The 14,593-nt window shown below is 47.8% G+C and carries 13 protein-coding genes; 1 reads left to right on the forward strand and 12 read right to left on the reverse strand.

All coding sequences use genetic code 11. The features are described from left to right. The 8 genes from L1N85_RS19905 to L1N85_RS19940 all read right to left on the reverse strand — a co-directional run bounded on the left by L1N85_RS19905 (position 1) and on the right by L1N85_RS19940 (position 7,828). The gene (locus tag L1N85_RS19905) at positions 1-639 is read right to left on the reverse strand and encodes a hypothetical protein (RefSeq protein WP_235240795.1); all 639 of its coding nucleotides are present in this window, start codon (positions 637-639) and stop codon (positions 1-3) included. A gap of 28 nt (positions 640-667) precedes the next feature. Continuing rightward, complete coding sequence (locus L1N85_RS19910; protein ID WP_235240796.1) at positions 668-1,714, reverse strand: DUF6094 domain-containing protein; 1,047 nt, start codon at positions 1,712-1,714, stop codon at positions 668-670. A gap of 191 nt (positions 1,715-1,905) precedes the next feature. Next, entirely contained in the window at positions 1,906-3,063 is a 1,158-nt protein-coding gene (locus tag L1N85_RS19915; RefSeq protein WP_235240797.1) for a DNA polymerase III subunit beta, read from the reverse strand. 501 nt (positions 3,064-3,564) lie between these two features. Continuing rightward, a complete protein-coding gene (locus L1N85_RS19920) occupies positions 3,565-4,380 on the reverse strand; it encodes a hypothetical protein (protein ID WP_235240798.1) in 816 nt (271 codons plus the stop codon). A 102-nt stretch (positions 4,381-4,482) separates the two neighbouring features. After that, on the reverse strand, positions 4,483-4,764 hold the full coding sequence (locus L1N85_RS19925; RefSeq protein ID WP_235240799.1) for a hypothetical protein: 282 nt from the start codon (positions 4,762-4,764) through the stop codon (positions 4,483-4,485). A 141-nt stretch (positions 4,765-4,905) separates the two neighbouring features. After that, complete coding sequence (gene ssb / locus L1N85_RS19930) at positions 4,906-5,436, reverse strand: single-stranded DNA-binding protein (RefSeq protein WP_235240800.1); 531 nt, start codon at positions 5,434-5,436, stop codon at positions 4,906-4,908. Positions 5,437-5,506: 70 nt separating this feature from the next. Then, entirely contained in the window at positions 5,507-6,760 is a 1,254-nt protein-coding gene (locus tag L1N85_RS19935; RefSeq protein ID WP_235240801.1) for a toprim domain-containing protein, read from the reverse strand. 15 nt (positions 6,761-6,775) lie between these two features. Next, a complete protein-coding gene (locus L1N85_RS19940) occupies positions 6,776-7,828 on the reverse strand; it encodes a hypothetical protein (RefSeq protein ID WP_235240802.1) in 1,053 nt (350 codons plus the stop codon). 823 nt (positions 7,829-8,651) lie between these two features. Here L1N85_RS19940 and L1N85_RS19945 point away from each other — a divergent pair. Continuing rightward, entirely contained in the window at positions 8,652-9,647 is a 996-nt protein-coding gene (locus L1N85_RS19945; RefSeq protein ID WP_235240803.1) for a helix-turn-helix domain-containing protein, read from the forward strand. A gap of 427 nt (positions 9,648-10,074) precedes the next feature. Here the strand turns inward: L1N85_RS19945 and L1N85_RS19950 are convergent, their stop codons facing one another. The 4 genes from L1N85_RS19950 to L1N85_RS19965 all read right to left on the reverse strand — a co-directional run bounded on the left by L1N85_RS19950 (position 10,075) and on the right by L1N85_RS19965 (position 14,394). Then, positions 10,075-10,248: an aspartyl-phosphate phosphatase Spo0E family protein gene (locus L1N85_RS19950; RefSeq protein ID WP_268818387.1), complete on the reverse strand. Its 174-nt coding sequence runs from the start codon at positions 10,246-10,248 to the stop codon at positions 10,075-10,077. 49 nt (positions 10,249-10,297) lie between these two features. Next, on the reverse strand, positions 10,298-12,007 hold the full coding sequence (locus L1N85_RS19955) for an LPD1 domain-containing protein (protein WP_235240804.1): 1,710 nt from the start codon (positions 12,005-12,007) through the stop codon (positions 10,298-10,300). 196 nt (positions 12,008-12,203) lie between these two features. Beyond that, the gene (locus L1N85_RS19960; RefSeq protein WP_235240805.1) at positions 12,204-12,533 is read right to left on the reverse strand and encodes a hypothetical protein; all 330 of its coding nucleotides are present in this window, start codon (positions 12,531-12,533) and stop codon (positions 12,204-12,206) included. Positions 12,534-12,555: 22 nt separating this feature from the next. Beyond that, positions 12,556-14,394, reverse strand: a complete 1,839-nt coding sequence (locus L1N85_RS19965) for a phosphoadenosine phosphosulfate reductase domain-containing protein (protein WP_235240806.1) — start codon at positions 14,392-14,394, stop codon at positions 12,556-12,558. Positions 14,395-14,593: the final 199 nt, after the last annotated feature.

Here is a 14,593-nt window from a genome sequence, read left to right on the forward strand (position 1 = left end):
TTATATTGCCTCCTTCGCGTCATCGTCTTCCGTCAGCATGATTGCACCGAACCTTAGACCGTAAGAAATATAGCCATCCAGCACATCCTCGCCTGCAAGCAATTCATAGGCAACCAGATCCGGGTATTCGCCGGTATAATCATGAATGACCAGTTGAACAAGATGCTGATCTCTCACAAGCTGGTTAAAGAGGTACGGCGTCCACTCCTGGAGCATCGGCGTCTCATAGTACGCCTCGATCGCCCAAAAGAGCTTTTCTTGGATGTTCCCATCCCAAGCGAAAATCACATAACCTTCCGGCTGCCGCGATAGAACCCGATCACTGGCCACAAGGCCGGTCACGAAGGTTTCATTCTCCCGTTGGGATTGGTGCTTGTACTTCCCTTGCGGTCTGATGTTCATTTGGGATCGGTCGTAATCTTTCTCACCGATTCGCGGTGCATGCCGTATCCAAAAGGAAACGTCGGTCGCCTTCCTGGAATGATGGAACTGGGCGAACACAGCCTGTACACGAGAGTCAATGTCAATGACGTTCGCGTAAACAAGCTCGTGTTGCTGTTTGTCATTCAAGCGGGTCACGATGAGCGGCGTGTGCACCCTGACGTTAATATCCTTGTGTTTGAACTCCATATGTTTCATGCCTATTTCCTCCAGCTTCTTTCGGATTTTAATTCTCGATTCGTCGAATGTTTCCGTGCCGATCAACGATTTTGAAGGAGATTCGGTAAACCTCCGTATCGGTGATTACGGTCTCGTGAGCGGACTCCTGGGTATCAGTAACGGTCTCCTTCTTCACGATGCCTTTCAGCACGTGCAATTGTTCCCCCCGACCGACCTTACCGTTCAGCCGTCCGCTTGCCATACGCAGCACGCGGTGCATTTCCTTATCCGGCAAAAGCGGTTGAAGTTTCAATGCCGGCTTCTTGGGAGTTGACCACTCCATGCCCCGTTTGGTCAGAGCAGAAGAGAGTACCACTTCCCGTACATGGTCCACGTCCATTCGACTGGAACGAAACAGTTTGGGCGCTGTATTGCCGGGAAAGACTTTGTAGATCGGCTCGTCTAGTAATGGAAGCCTTTCTAATTCGCTGCCTTCCTCCATGAGCGCCAAAACTCTATCTACTTCGTTCCGATTGAGAAACTTCTCCTTACGCTTCCGGCCGATCGCATAAACTTGATGGTACGTGTCGTCATGCGATTGATACACCCGAATGTCATCCAGATTGGCTACAAGCATTTTTACGATATCTGCCGTCATTCGCCCACGGGGTATGTTGTAAACAAGAACCCCGTCTACCGCGACATACATCAGAAGATGGCGCAAAAATCGCTTTTCTTTTCGCTCCACTTTGGCATCGATCGTTTCGCTGTCCGTGTCGTATGGAGGATTCAGATACATCAGGCGAAAATTATCGCGGCTGATTCTACATTCCTCATAGCCTCCGAACAACGCATGCGGGATCCGCGAACGAAGCTCCATATACTTTTCTTCGTTCGGCTCGATACCAAAGGAGACGGCCGAGGATTCCTCGGTGAGAATTTCAAGCGCTCGCCCGCTGCCGGCACAAAAGTCGGCGACGGAGAAAGGTGAATGCGGGAATTGAAGCAAACTGCGGACACAAAGCATGTCCTGATCAGTTGTTTCAAAATTCCCCATTCTCACTTTGTTTCGAAGAACCCTGTCAAACATGCCCTTCATGTTGTCTGCTGCCATTTAAATTACCTCCTCTAGGGAATTAAAAAAGAACCGTCGCCGAGGCGAACAGCTCTAATTTCCAAACATTAGCTCAATAAAAAAGGCAGACCTAAAGTATAGATCGCCTTTACCGAGCTGAGCCTAATCCAAATCCCGTTACCGATCGGCCGCAGATTTTACTCTGCTGCCCCTCAATGGATACCAATTACCTATCTAACCTGATTCACCACAACAATAACTGAATCATCGCCATCGAACTCAATGAACCCGGGAAATCCGATACCCGTAGTACGCAAGGAGACAGATTTGACGTCCCGATCCCCTACCAGAAGAGCATCCTTCAGATACCGAGCGTTGAATTTGATCGTCGGGAATCCTTCGTCCACTTTAGAACCTGGAAACACTTCGCAAATATCACCCGTTTGTGACTGGGAATGAACCGTCAGTTCTCCTTTGTCATCGACTTCCAGAGTAATGCGGTTGTTCTCCACGCCATCAAGGGAAAGCATCCGATTCAGGGTATCGTCCATCTCTCCCCGAGGAACCTGTATCGCTGTCCCTTCCTTCATCTTTGCGAAGATGTGGGATATCTGAGGGTAGTTGCCATCGAGTAACCGCCCGAAATACACGGTGTTCTTATCTCGCATGACCAAATGATTAGTATCGACCGCCACATCTACTTTATGGGCTTTGATCGAATCGACAATACCCTTAAACTGGAGCGCGGGTATCATAGCATTTCGGAACCTGTCCTGATCCTCAATTGCAACATCAGAGATATGACGATATACCCGATGCCGGTCCGTCCCCATAAACGCCAGCTTCCCATTATCGTTGTGAATATGGATGGCCGTAAGCGTAGGGGTCTTCTCGTCCGTCAATGTGAAGCGGGAAGCGAGTGCACCTTTTTTCATCGTCTCTATCGGAACCGAAATGAACATCGCATTCGACAGCTTCGGCAGCTCCGGGTATTCCTCTGATTTCATCGCAACCAGGTTTGCCCTGCCTCGTACCCCGTAAGAGATAGCAACCATTGAATCGTTCTGAGTGAACGATACTTCGCCGGCCGGCAATTTCCTGACAAGATCGATTGCTTCGCGGGCAGGAAGCAAATAGCTGCCATCGATGCCGTTGTCGTTGGTGACTTTTAACATACGAAGCACTGCTTGGGAAATATCCATCGCGGTGATGAATAGCGTTTCACCCTTCAGGTCGAATTTGATGCAGGATAACAACGGAATAGCCGATGTTCTCTGAACTACTTTCGCGCAAAGCAAAAGTGCATCGAGAAGTTCATCCTTCTCAACCTGAAAAGCTGTTTTTCCCGTCGCGATTACCCCAAGTTGTTTCTCCTTAGTTGCTGTCATTCTAATTTCCCCCCTGGTTTTTGGCACAAAAAAAGCCCCGGAAAATAGAAAAAAACATACCGGTGGTATGTCCCAATCAATTCTCCGAGGCAGTATTGTGCCTAAATGTTTTGTTGTCCGTTGCCGGACGCTCCTTCACTAGCCGAATAAATGACGGCAGTGACAATAAATAATTTGTTCGTAATAGCTATATTATAGCAGGTTGGTAATCTTCCTATCAATAGGCATAAAAAAAGCCGACGGTTCTTCCGACGGCTCTGCCACATTACTACTTCTATCAAGACTAAGCTTCTTAAGTTCCATATGAATAGCCATTGTATGAATCTCCCCTTCAATTCCTCCCCTTTCGTCACGGGGGGAGGCTGAAAAATCCCCGTTGCAGGAGTTTGAAAGCAATTACCATAAACCCGAAAGGCTCCAATTCCTTCGCCCCTCCCTTATCGGAAGGGGCGCATTAGTAATGGCCCTCTGCGGAGAGGGATTAGAAAGTCACGATATCTCTTATACGAATGCCTGGACGATTGGGCTAAGGTAATCCGGTCCACTTTCCTGTTCGATTTCATGGTCAAGAAGCTTCTGGATATAGGCTGCCCCGTAATCATTTCCTTGTCGAAGGACTGCCTTGAACGTAATGCTTTCGAAAGGACAATAATCCTTAATAGTAAGCCACTCATCGCCACCGTCAACTTGGTTTATGAAGACAAGGTTTTTGTAAATATACACTTGCCCGAGGCAGCAATTTCCCTTTTGAAACTTTTCGATCAAATCTTCGACGGTTTCACAGACGTGAAAACTCTTCCGCGTGAAAAACGGATCGTCGGCTTGACGAATCCAAGGATTATTGTACCCATGGTATAACCACAAGTCGATCATCTGCCGTTTACCGCAATCCTCGCAAAGAACCTTCCCCTTTGTCCGATTGAAATAGCATGCTTGACCTTTAAGAATATTCTCCCCGCACTCGCACTCATAGTCGGACTCTTGGCCGTCTTTCTGCCAAACCAATTTGCCGGGCAGGTCGATGAAATCCCTTTCTAAGCGGTTACCGAACCAAAGCCATATAACAAACCGATTTGTCGTCGGCAGCCAAACCAGGAACCGTTCGCTAATCTCCTCGGTCGAAGGATCGAACGAGACCTTCTCGAACAAACTCCACAGTTGTTTCAACTGCTCCTTGCGGAACATGGATAACTGCTTTTTCGTCGGATTCGTTACATTCACGAGCTCGCTTTGGCAAGCCAGGCATCGGGCCGTGTTATAGGGAAAATCCGAAACATAGCTTTCACCGCACACGCAGAAATACAGACCAATATTCATCCGGGTTTTGCTCCTTATCAGCCCCTCTCGCATGGGGGGCTGTTTCTCCACCCCCATGCAGGGCACTGATAAAGCGCGATCGGCTGCTAGGCCGGGCGTGCACTACTCATCCGCTTCCGTCTCCGCTTTCTGGCGAAGTGGATTAAAATCTCCCTCATCGACCACAATGCCGTAGCAATTGCAGCGAAGAATCTGAGGAGCACTTCGATAGAACTTCTTGATCGTCCCTTCGCAGCTATCCCCTTCAATTTGATTCCGAGGACAAGTGATGCTCGTATGAGCTCCCCATTGGTCCGACACGGTATTTACCTGATGGACCGGGACTTGCACGCTGAAAGAGTTATCGAAGACGTCCAGAATAACAGTCGCCGCATTGCTTTTCATGCTAAATTCCCCTTAACGCTCCCTCTCACCGCGGGGAGACGTGATTCAACCTCCCCGCGGTGTCGGGAACAGGAGAAAGGAAATGCGAGCTGATCGCAGCACATTTCCTTTCAACCAATCATTATCGTATTAATTCATTCTTCAAAACGGCAAATCATCTTCGGAAATATCAATTGGCCGGCCGTCATTAGCAAAAGTATCGCGACCGCCACCGTTACCGCCTTTGTTACTACTCTGAGACCCGCCACCGTAAGTTCCGCCGCTTTGGTTCCGGTTACTTCCCTGACCTCCGCTGCGGTTCCCACTGTTGCCACTGCTTCCGGTATTGCTACCACCGCTCCCGCTTCCGCCATTTGCAGATTCGAGGAAACGAACGTTATCAGCAATAACCTCTGTCACGTAGACACGCTTGCCTTCATTGCTCTCATAATTACGAACCTGAATTCGCCCTTCCACCGCCGTCAAACGACCTTTTTTCAGGTAGTTCGCACAGGTTTCGGCAAGCTGCCTCCACATTACAATCGGAATAAAGTCGGCTTCACGCTCCCCCTCACCGCTCGTAAAAGTACGGTCAACAGCAAGCACGAATTGCGTCACAGCGACTCCGCTAGGTGTATAACGCAAGTCGGGATCCTTAGTCAATCTTCCGATGAGAACTACACGATTCAACAATACAATCTCCTCCAATAAATTATGTATTTATTACCTCCAGCTTCTTGCAAAAGCCATATACAAAATATTGCTAGTCTAATATTTTAGCTACCTGTGGAATGTAGCCGGCGTCGGTAAGATTATCTATTCCCTTGCCTAGTGAAATGTCCCACATCGCTAGACTTAACGTCATTTCCGTGTTCTTCGCAAAGAATTCGATGCACTGTTCCAGCGCCATCTCAACCTCTGGTGTGCTCACAACGTCTGCGTCGTATGCGAAAACAACATGCTTGCAACCGAGCTGTTTTAGCGGCTCAAGCAGTAGGGAAAAAGCTCCGGCCCCGGGAATACCGAATACCGGCTTAACAAGCGCGTCAGCTGCCTTGTCTGCCTTAATCGGGCCTTCAGTTACCCAAACCTCATCACAACTGATCATCGTTTCAGGGGTTTCACCGACCGACCATAATTTCAGACAGGGAAACGGCAGCGCCAGGTGAATGGGAAGCGGCCCGCCGATGGATGATCCATTCAGCTTATCCCCGCTGCTCCACCACCAATAGCGGTTTCCAGGCTTTAAAACGATGCTGAAGACAAATTGCCCGGATTTAGAGAAGCATTCCTTCTTATCCTTCTCAGTGAGGATGACCTCCAATGTTTTATCCTGGATGCGAAGCTTACACTTTGCTCGCCGCTTCCCGTTTTCATCAGGATCGACCTCTTCTAATATCTCTCCCTTGATTGCGCCCTCCATGTCGAGCTTCAGGAGAGGTTTATCAACCCGAATCTGCCAACCTGTAATTTCGTTTCTTATCGAACGAAATGGAATCATAAGCCCCTGCGCGCCGCCCATGGTCCAATAAGGACCATAAGCGCCTTCGTTGCAGAAGAATCCAGGAACGCCCAAAAGATCACTCTGGTCACCCACACGGCTGATTACTTGTTTCGCAACCTTGTACCGTTCTGGACCGGGCATTGTTCGATAATCACGTAACTTGATAGCTTCATCGGTCATATTACGGTCATTTCGCAGATGTTCGGCATGATGCGAGGTTAGTGGGAGCTCCTTCGTTAAGGCACGATAGACGCGATTAAGATGGAAGTCCGGCTTCTTGTCGACAGCACGGTTGACCTCAATCTCAATCTTTGTCTTGGGAGCGGCATCCGGATCAAGATAATGCCGGTACTGCCGCCCAATCGTGGAATCAAAGAAATCGTCAGATACAGCTCGCATGCAGTGGACAATGGTTTGATCCTTATTGATTCTGCACCACCCACGTTGTCCGCATACGACGCATGCCGACATAATTTCATACCATCCCTCGTGCTTTGTTCTTCGAAGCTTCATGCCTCTGCCTCCTATCTACGATGCCTGATTTTGCCGTTCCTTCTTCAAATTCTCCTCGACGATACGCAATTGATTGAGATCAAGCGCATTGAAGCGGCCGTTCCAAGTCACTTTCAGCCACGTTTGCACAAGACCTTGCAAATGAGGACCATTCATGCCTTTGCTCATATCCATGAGCCGTCCGACAATTACGTTCTTCTCTTTCTTTGCGTTCTTTTCCTCTTCTGCAGAATTTGGGCGCTGCCCGCCGGAAGATGGTCTGGAATCTCCCTGACGACCATGCTGGTTCTGAGACTGATTATAAGAGCGGGAATCGTTACCGCCTCCCTGGGTCGCTTGTCTGCCGCTTCCTTGCGGATGTTGTTCGCTTCCCTGCGTTCCTTCGCCCGTGTTTTGCTGGGATGAAGTAGGCTCACCAGATGGAGTCAATCCTTTTCCGTTGTTCCCCTTCAGCTCATCCAACGCCTTTTGCTTGGTAACGGCGATATAAATGTCCTCATAAGAAGACAAGCCCGAACCAATATTGCCATACCCACCGTGAGATAGAGCCCGTCCGACAGCACTTGTGGACGCATTCTCAATCGGATTCGTTGCATCGACGCCGGATCCGCCAAAACCAATGACGGCACGTTCCTTTGTCTTAAAAGGCTGCCCATTCTTATTTAGGCCGTCGAACGAACAAGTAATTACCCATGCGGGCCCGATCTGCTCTGCATACGTGTCCAGCGCGTAGGTCGCGCCATGCTTTTCGTGAACATCGATCATTTCGGTGATCCTGCCCTCTACATCGACATAAGGTCGAAAAGTTTCGACATATGTTTTGCCATAGTAAGAGTGCAGGCCCTTCTCCCTTTGTGTGAAGCTCAACTCGAATTCGCGATCGTATAGTTTTTCTTTCTGCGACAACAGGCGGATATGCTTGTGGTATTGAGCGGGAACCGTCTCATACACGTGCTTGATGTGCTGGTGAGCCAGATTCCGCTTTTCCAAAGCCTTCTCCAGAATGTACTGCTCCTGATTCCCCGCCAAGAAATCCTTCGGAGCGCCATTGTTTTGATTTCTGCCCATTTTATGCATTCCTCCAAAAATAAATTTTGAATTGCCTCCAGCTTCTTTCGTATTGATCATGGATCCATGATCAAACCTCCTAATCTTCAAATTGCCAAAAAAAAGACGCATTCAGATGAATGCGTCTCGTTTATGGATGCAAAAAAAGACATACGGATTGCGTATGTCTCTTAAACGTCCATTTGTTTGCTTACTAGCCGGTTGGCTGCTCCGTCTTCGCTGAATTAGGATCAGCGAAGAAAATTAGTCTTACTGGAATAGCTAAATTATAGCATCCAAACAGCCGATTGGTAAAGTATAGGTACAAAAAGAAACAAGCTCCAAAGCAGTTGAATCCTGCATTGGAGCCCGTCCTTGCGTGCAACGCATATGTAATTGTATCCATTTTATCATACCCGCATTTTCGATTCAATAAACAACGAATGTGGAATTTTGTTATTTTTATGCTTTACCACTTCCAACAGAAATGCTATATTTTACTTGCGTGCTTGTCGGGTTTTGTCTGACCTTTTTGCAAAAAAAGAGTCGGATTGATGCCCGTTTATTTTCTGCACACACAATTGATTGTGTGTTTTTTTGTTTTCATCAGGGATCGCGCGGAGCCTCCCACCAGCAATTTTACATAATAAAAATAGAAAAAGCCCCTACCAGGTCACATTCATTGTCCTCCGGCCGCCAAGCGTTGAGACATTGAATGATTCAGGAGTAGAAGCTTTATTCACAGTATCAATGTGCTCATTGTAGCATAGGGGTACTGAAAAATAAAGTGTCTATTCTCTCTTGAGTAATGCCATTTAAGGGGCGTCGTCGAGGGAGATTTTTTATGTCGGAAAAGAAGAATTTGAAAGGCGGGTCATCGAAGCTTCTTTACTATAGGAGCCGGCCAACGGGCAACCGCACACCGAAAACAAAAATAGCTCATGGCAAGCAAATTCCTTATTTTGAGGAAGAGCTCGAAAGAATATATTTTAAGGAAGAAGACGTTCAGAAATTCTCTCTTGATAGGCATGGTCAGAATATTCCGTACGTTGACGGCCACCTAACCATCATCAACAATTATATGTTCGATTACTGGAGTCACTTCCTCTCTGCTGAAGGGATCGCACTATTCGGTCATCTGATGCGATATTGCTATGGAGCTAAAGATATTTGTTGGCCAAATCTCGAGTTAATAGCACTAAAAATGAATAAAAGTCGGAATACAGTGAAAAAGTATCTGGCCATTCTTGAAGACTATGGATTTGTGTATCATTTCAATGTCCAGAATGCGGATATGAACAATACCGATGAAAGTCCATTGTTTAAGGTGCGAAAGAAAGTCCCGTTCCTCTCACAAGAACTATACGAGCAGCTGCCACCGGTGCTGCAAGCCGATCATGACCGTTACCTCTCTCACCTTTTGGAAACCTGTGAAAAGGAAGATTTGGAGCTGGATCCTAACGTCAACTATAATGACATTTACAGTGAATTGATTGAAAAGGGCCGGATTCACCGAAAACCGAAGCAACTCTCACTTTTCGAGGCCGAGAAACAAACGCAGATTAAAAAGCAACTTCTGCAGCAAGATATTACGGAAGCGGATAAGCAGCTCTGGTCCTCATTCATGGAGGAAGTCAAAACGAAGATCGCAAAACCATCGATCGATACCTGGTTCAAAGGAACTTTTGCTACGAAACAAGATGGCATATATACGATATATACGCCTCATAACCATGTTACCGAATGGCTTGAAAGCAGGTATTTTACTCTGATAACGGATACTCTTCGCGCTGTCGATACAAATTTCACGGGAATTCGAATTGAAAGCATTTCTCGCTAGGGGCCTACGGGCTCCTATTTTTTTCGTCGCTTACCCCTCTCTCAATTTCTGACCGGTAGCCTATAAAAAATTGATACGCCCCCATCAGTATATGACACCCTGCCTTTCAATTTTTGATAGGCTATAGGTATCAAATTTTGATAGGCGACTTATCCCCAGTTTTTCCGCCTTTCAAAATTTGATGGGGGTCCATCAGAATTTGAAAGCCGAAATCCGCTTGTCAGAATATGATCCCCTCCTCTATCAAATATTGATCCCTCCCCGTCAAAATTTGATAACGAATAAATACTATCTAAGCAGCACGTAGTAACTAATAAAGACAATGATTAAGATTTAAAGATTCATCTGAATAAATGATATGTAATGATGATGATTCCAAAAAAAAGAGACCGCTCCGAAAAGGAGCAGTCATATAAGAAACTCTTAATTAGGAGACGCGAAACTGATTCTCCTGGATGCGCTGATAACGATTAAGCAGCACGTCCAATTCTTGTGATTTCATCAGTACCTCTTTGGAAGATAGTCCATACCGAGAACTTGCTTCGATCATCTCTCTCCGCTTACGTTCAATGGCTTCCAGGGTACGAGCTCTCTTATCCATGGAACCCCTCCATTCTATTTATCGGCAGATATCTATTTTCTTTCCATAGCTACTCGTCTTGGAGAATGCCGGTATCAAGCAGGACTCGCCACCATGAGCGAAAAGCATCATTGATGGTTTCCCGTTCGACGCCTTGCGGATAAGGTCCGCCAAAGCGGGTACCGCAGACCAAATAGGAATTGGTCAACCCGCGTGCGGCGAGCTCGTCCTCGATCCATGATTCGAACGCGCGGGCGAATAATTCATGATCGCGGCGCCAGTAGGCACTCCGCGATTTCGCATCGAGATAAAAGGCGCTTGAATCGGTCGGGACGAAAAACTCAGACGGTACTTCCTTACCTTCGTCATGAAGCTTATGGCAGTATGTGAAACCTACCTCATTCCATTGTTTAGCCGAAAGCCGGTATGTACCTTTCAGTGCAGCGAGCGCTCGCGTTACATCGTAATCGTTTCGCTCAAGGCTTCTCAGTACGCCGGTCTTGTAACGTCCTGACGGCTGCGGTATTGGATCCGGTACTTTTACCTCCAATAATCCGTCGCCTTCTTTAATCGCCTCCATAAGCCGTTCAAAGGCTCGGGAGACCGAACGGGGCAATTGACCACCCGCGGCGTTACCGGACAATGGTGCCCGCTTCCCGTTCGTGAAACCATGTGAAAACGAGTAGAGATTGAAGTCCAGGGCATGCGCCCACTCGTGAGCTTTTGCGCCACCGCCGCGGTGCTTTGTAAAATTGAACACATTTTGGTCAGGTTCGTAATGAGCCGACGCCGATCCACTTCCCCTGGCTCCGAAGGCAATGCCAAGGCGACCGTAGAAACTAAGCGATGTACGCGGGATTTCAAGAACTGTTGCAAGATCAGCATGAGCATTGCCACAGCATAGAACGTGGTAACGGCCAGCTGCGTCATCAACCCAATTTCCGAACTGCACCCCACGGTACCCGTAATGTTCCATCAGGTCTTCAGGCTTGTTGACACCGGACGGTTCCAGGGATAATCGAACCACTTCATCAGGTACCCTACGCTCCCAGCGCTCGTTGCTGGCCTTCTGAGCGGTTGCTTTGGATTTGGGCTCTGCCCACTTCCAATCCTTCCCCTCTTCAGAAATGAAGGCCTTTTTGAACACTTGATGGTAGCCTGGTTCCTTGCCCCGCTTGCCGAATGCCGAGAAAGTGTACTTGTAGCGGTCGCCGAGAGAGAGCCAGAAACGAAAATTCTCTAGTTCAGGCTCCTTTTCCACATTTCTCTTGCTCAGTGACCAGTATCCTTTTACAAATTGCTCTTTTAATTGGTCATAGGCGGATCGGAATTGTTCCTCCGTAAATGCCTCCGCAAAAACCAGCTTCAATTGCTCGATCGCGTGAATGAAATATTCCCGCTGCTTCGGATCATCTTCCGGACGCTGGGCTACACGATCCCACATCATTTTCACTGCATAAGCGGCTTCGGATGTGTACCCGAGATCCCGTAGCAAGGCCGGTGATAATTCGCCGAGCAGTTCATCTTTGCAAATTGCTTCAAAAGCCTGCGTCGGGTCAAGTTCGAGCTCCTCGTACCATTCGGTGGAAAACTTCGTCAGCGTGGCGAGATGCTTGCGCGCGCCTTTCAGTTCTGCACCAACGTCATACGCGAACGACCTTTTCCCAGCGCCCGCCGTTGACGGTTCGTGATGGGCGAGAAGAACGGTTGCCATTTCAGCAATACCATCCTGCGTATCAGCGAAATAATCGAACAAAGTGAATTCCCGTTGTTCAGCCATCTTTGTATTACCTCCATAGGCCCCCGCGACCAGGCGGGGGGATTTTTTAGATCCGTCCCGCCTGGCCGGGAATTACTATGGCTCCTAGTAGAAAAGCTGCTAGACAATTTCCAATTCACTCGTATTACTCCCCGCTGCTGCAGAGAGGATTTTTAATCCTCTCCGCAGCTATAGAGAAGGAAACGGCATTTTTTGATCAATTCACTTTATCCTTGGCCGCCGTTTTACCGGGAAACCAAACATTTCCGAGTAATGCTGTAAAGGTAGGATCAAGTCGAAAGATGGCATTTGGTTCGGTACATCCAGGACGCACCTGATCAGAACCGGAAGACTGGTCTTTGATGAGGACATATAGGTCGTTCTTTATGTCCTCCACGAGGCCGCCGAGGTCTCCGGCAGACGCCAGATTCAACAGCCCGGATAAATGACCGAGGGCAAACTCGATTGAGTATACGCCTCTTTGGAAGTGCTCCATTACCTTTGCCCTTTCGTTATGAATTAATTGCACGGTGCTTTTTGTATCCATATGAATTTCCTCCTGATCTAATTTAGGCGTTAACCAAGGCCTTATTTTTCTCTTCCATAATCCTTCGGATAGCTGACTCATCTTCCGCGGTGAATTGATCTACGCCGGTTCCATAAGGGTCAAAGACAGGATGAAAAAACAATCCACGAAACCCGCTGGTTATGCCAAGCATCTTGTATATGGCCTCCCGAAAGCGTCTGGTAACTGGAAAGCCCTCAACCGTCTCACGGTGAAGCACCATTTGATAGGCGGTACGGATTTCACTTTCCCGCCATTCAATACCGAGATCAATCATGGCTTCAAGAAGATGCGACCTCGCATCTATGGTTAGATCACCTATTCCACTACCGATTTTCGATTTGCCAATTCGCTGCAAGCCGACCATTCCGCCGTAGCGAATGTCTTGTCCAATGGCTTTGAGTATGCCTCGAAACCGGTAATATTTTTCATACTCCGGAAAGGAAGAAATCAAGTTACCCATGCTTCGATCATTCGAAATCGTACATAAGTAACATCCGGTTCGTGCGCTTTTCCCACATTGCATCATGGCTTCATTGTCGTTTACGACGGCCGCGCCAAGTGGACATTCACTGCCGACAGCGGCTCCGTAGAAAGCCAAAAGCTCTGTGTTTCGAGCACCGTAGCGACTCCATGGCGCCCTGTTGAATGCGAGAAAGGTAACAACCTCCTGACTGGTCCAGTCACGGATTGGACTTGCCGTCCGGATGGCTCCAACAGGATGATGGCCGTAGAATTCTTCCCCGAAATATTTCTGCAGGCTGCGCTTCCGATCGCCGCTTTCATTGTCCCGACTTCCCATGACTAGGCAGGTGTCCTCGACTCCTTCGGCCAAAAAGACTGCTTCCAGAAAATCGCGTGCCGGCTCGATTTTTAGCCGGCGAACGCAATACTTGAAGGTCACGGATGGAGCTTGATAACCCTTGCCGATGATGCAAACGAGAAGTGTATTATCTTCTCGGGGCTCGACAATGTGGTATTCCACCCATGGCATCGCATCGGCCAGCGCATTCTTCAGGTCATGTATGATCGATTTAACACCTGGATTTTCCACTAGGGTATCCGCACTAATCACCATGATCTTCTTCGAAGGATCCGGATGTTTGATGGCATGTTCAATCATCAGTTGTAAAACCAACCGACTGTCCTTGCCACCCGAATTTAGTAAACCGATTCGTGAATTCTCATCATAAATCTTCTTAATTCGCTCCCGTGTTGCATCCATCAAATCCTCGTCCAACTTCTCCAAAATATCCAACGTCTCCCCTTCCGTTACACGCGCGCGGCTCCTCTTTCCGGTCTCCAAGGTCTCGACGTCAAAATCGAGAAATGGTTGGCACCGGTCTTCTGGATATGGCTGCGGTTCACGGTTTGCTCCATACGGAGGTACTTTGTTCTGCATGTAGACCTCAATGAGCAAAGAACAAGAACCATGCAGGCAGTACATTTGGAATTTGTGCTTCGGACTTTGGTAATGCCAGTCTTCTCCATCGTCGATGATCGCATCGATCATCGCTTGAACTGGGATAAACATTTGAAAGCCGATCCGCTCCAGGAAAGAGAAAAGCGCGCACGCTTCAGTATCGCGCTCAAATATCATTTTCCAACTCATCCCGCTGTCTGCAGGAAAACAATCCTGTTGCGGCTGGTCTTTGATGAAATGGTGCAGCACATAGAAAGTTTGCTGAAAAAAAACAGCAGTCCAATCGCGTACTGTACCATGAAAGAGAAACCCAGCCTCCTCCAAATAGTCCCACACATCAGTCGTTAGATGGTTATAATCCTTCAACCGATTGTCGACGGTAACCATGTGTTTTTGTTCAACGAACGTGTACCTCTCCATTCCAATGTCCTCCTTGGTTTTGGGCATGAAAAAAGAAGATATGCAAAAAAGCACACGGATCCCGTCTGCTTCTACATACCTTCCTGATTTGCCTTTGTTTATTACTTGATTCTTGCAAAAATAATAATCTGAACTTAAAACAGACAGACTGGTAGTGTTAGCGGTCTTAAGGGTGTTATGAGATCATCTTCAGATCTCG

The organism is Paenibacillus alkaliterrae, assembly GCF_021532375.1.
Lineage (GTDB): Bacteria > Bacillota > Bacilli > Paenibacillales > Paenibacillaceae > Pristimantibacillus > Pristimantibacillus alkaliterrae.

Excerpts from the sequence above, each read along its gene's own strand:
- L1N85_RS19940 (WP_235240802.1), bottom strand. The coding sequence starts at position 7,828 with ATGGGCAGAAATCAAAACAATGGCGCTCCGAAGGATTTCTTGGCGGGG.
- L1N85_RS19950 (WP_268818387.1), bottom strand. The coding sequence starts at position 10,248 with ATGGATAAGAGAGCTCGTACCCTGGAAGCCATTGAACGTAAGCGGAGA.
- L1N85_RS19955 (WP_235240804.1), bottom strand. The coding sequence starts at position 12,007 with ATGGCTGAACAACGGGAATTCACTTTGTTCGATTATTTCGCTGATACG.
- L1N85_RS19920 (WP_235240798.1), bottom strand. The coding sequence starts at position 4,380 with ATGAATATTGGTCTGTATTTCTGCGTGTGCGGTGAAAGCTATGTTTCG.
- L1N85_RS19915 (WP_235240797.1), bottom strand. The coding sequence starts at position 3,063 with ATGACAGCAACTAAGGAGAAACAACTTGGGGTAATCGCGACGGGAAAA.
- L1N85_RS19935 (WP_235240801.1), bottom strand. The coding sequence starts at position 6,760 with ATGAAGCTTCGAAGAACAAAGCACGAGGGATGGTATGAAATTATGTCG.
- L1N85_RS19945 (WP_235240803.1), top strand. The coding sequence starts at position 8,652 with ATGTCGGAAAAGAAGAATTTGAAAGGCGGGTCATCGAAGCTTCTTTAC.
- L1N85_RS19960 (WP_235240805.1), bottom strand. The coding sequence starts at position 12,533 with ATGGATACAAAAAGCACCGTGCAATTAATTCATAACGAAAGGGCAAAG.
- L1N85_RS19965 (WP_235240806.1), bottom strand. The coding sequence starts at position 14,394 with ATGGAGAGGTACACGTTCGTTGAACAAAAACACATGGTTACCGTCGAC.
- L1N85_RS19910 (WP_235240796.1), bottom strand. The coding sequence starts at position 1,714 with ATGGCAGCAGACAACATGAAGGGCATGTTTGACAGGGTTCTTCGAAAC.
- L1N85_RS19905 (WP_235240795.1), bottom strand. The coding sequence starts at position 639 with ATGAAACATATGGAGTTCAAACACAAGGATATTAACGTCAGGGTGCAC.
- L1N85_RS19925 (WP_235240799.1), bottom strand. The coding sequence starts at position 4,764 with ATGAAAAGCAATGCGGCGACTGTTATTCTGGACGTCTTCGATAACTCT.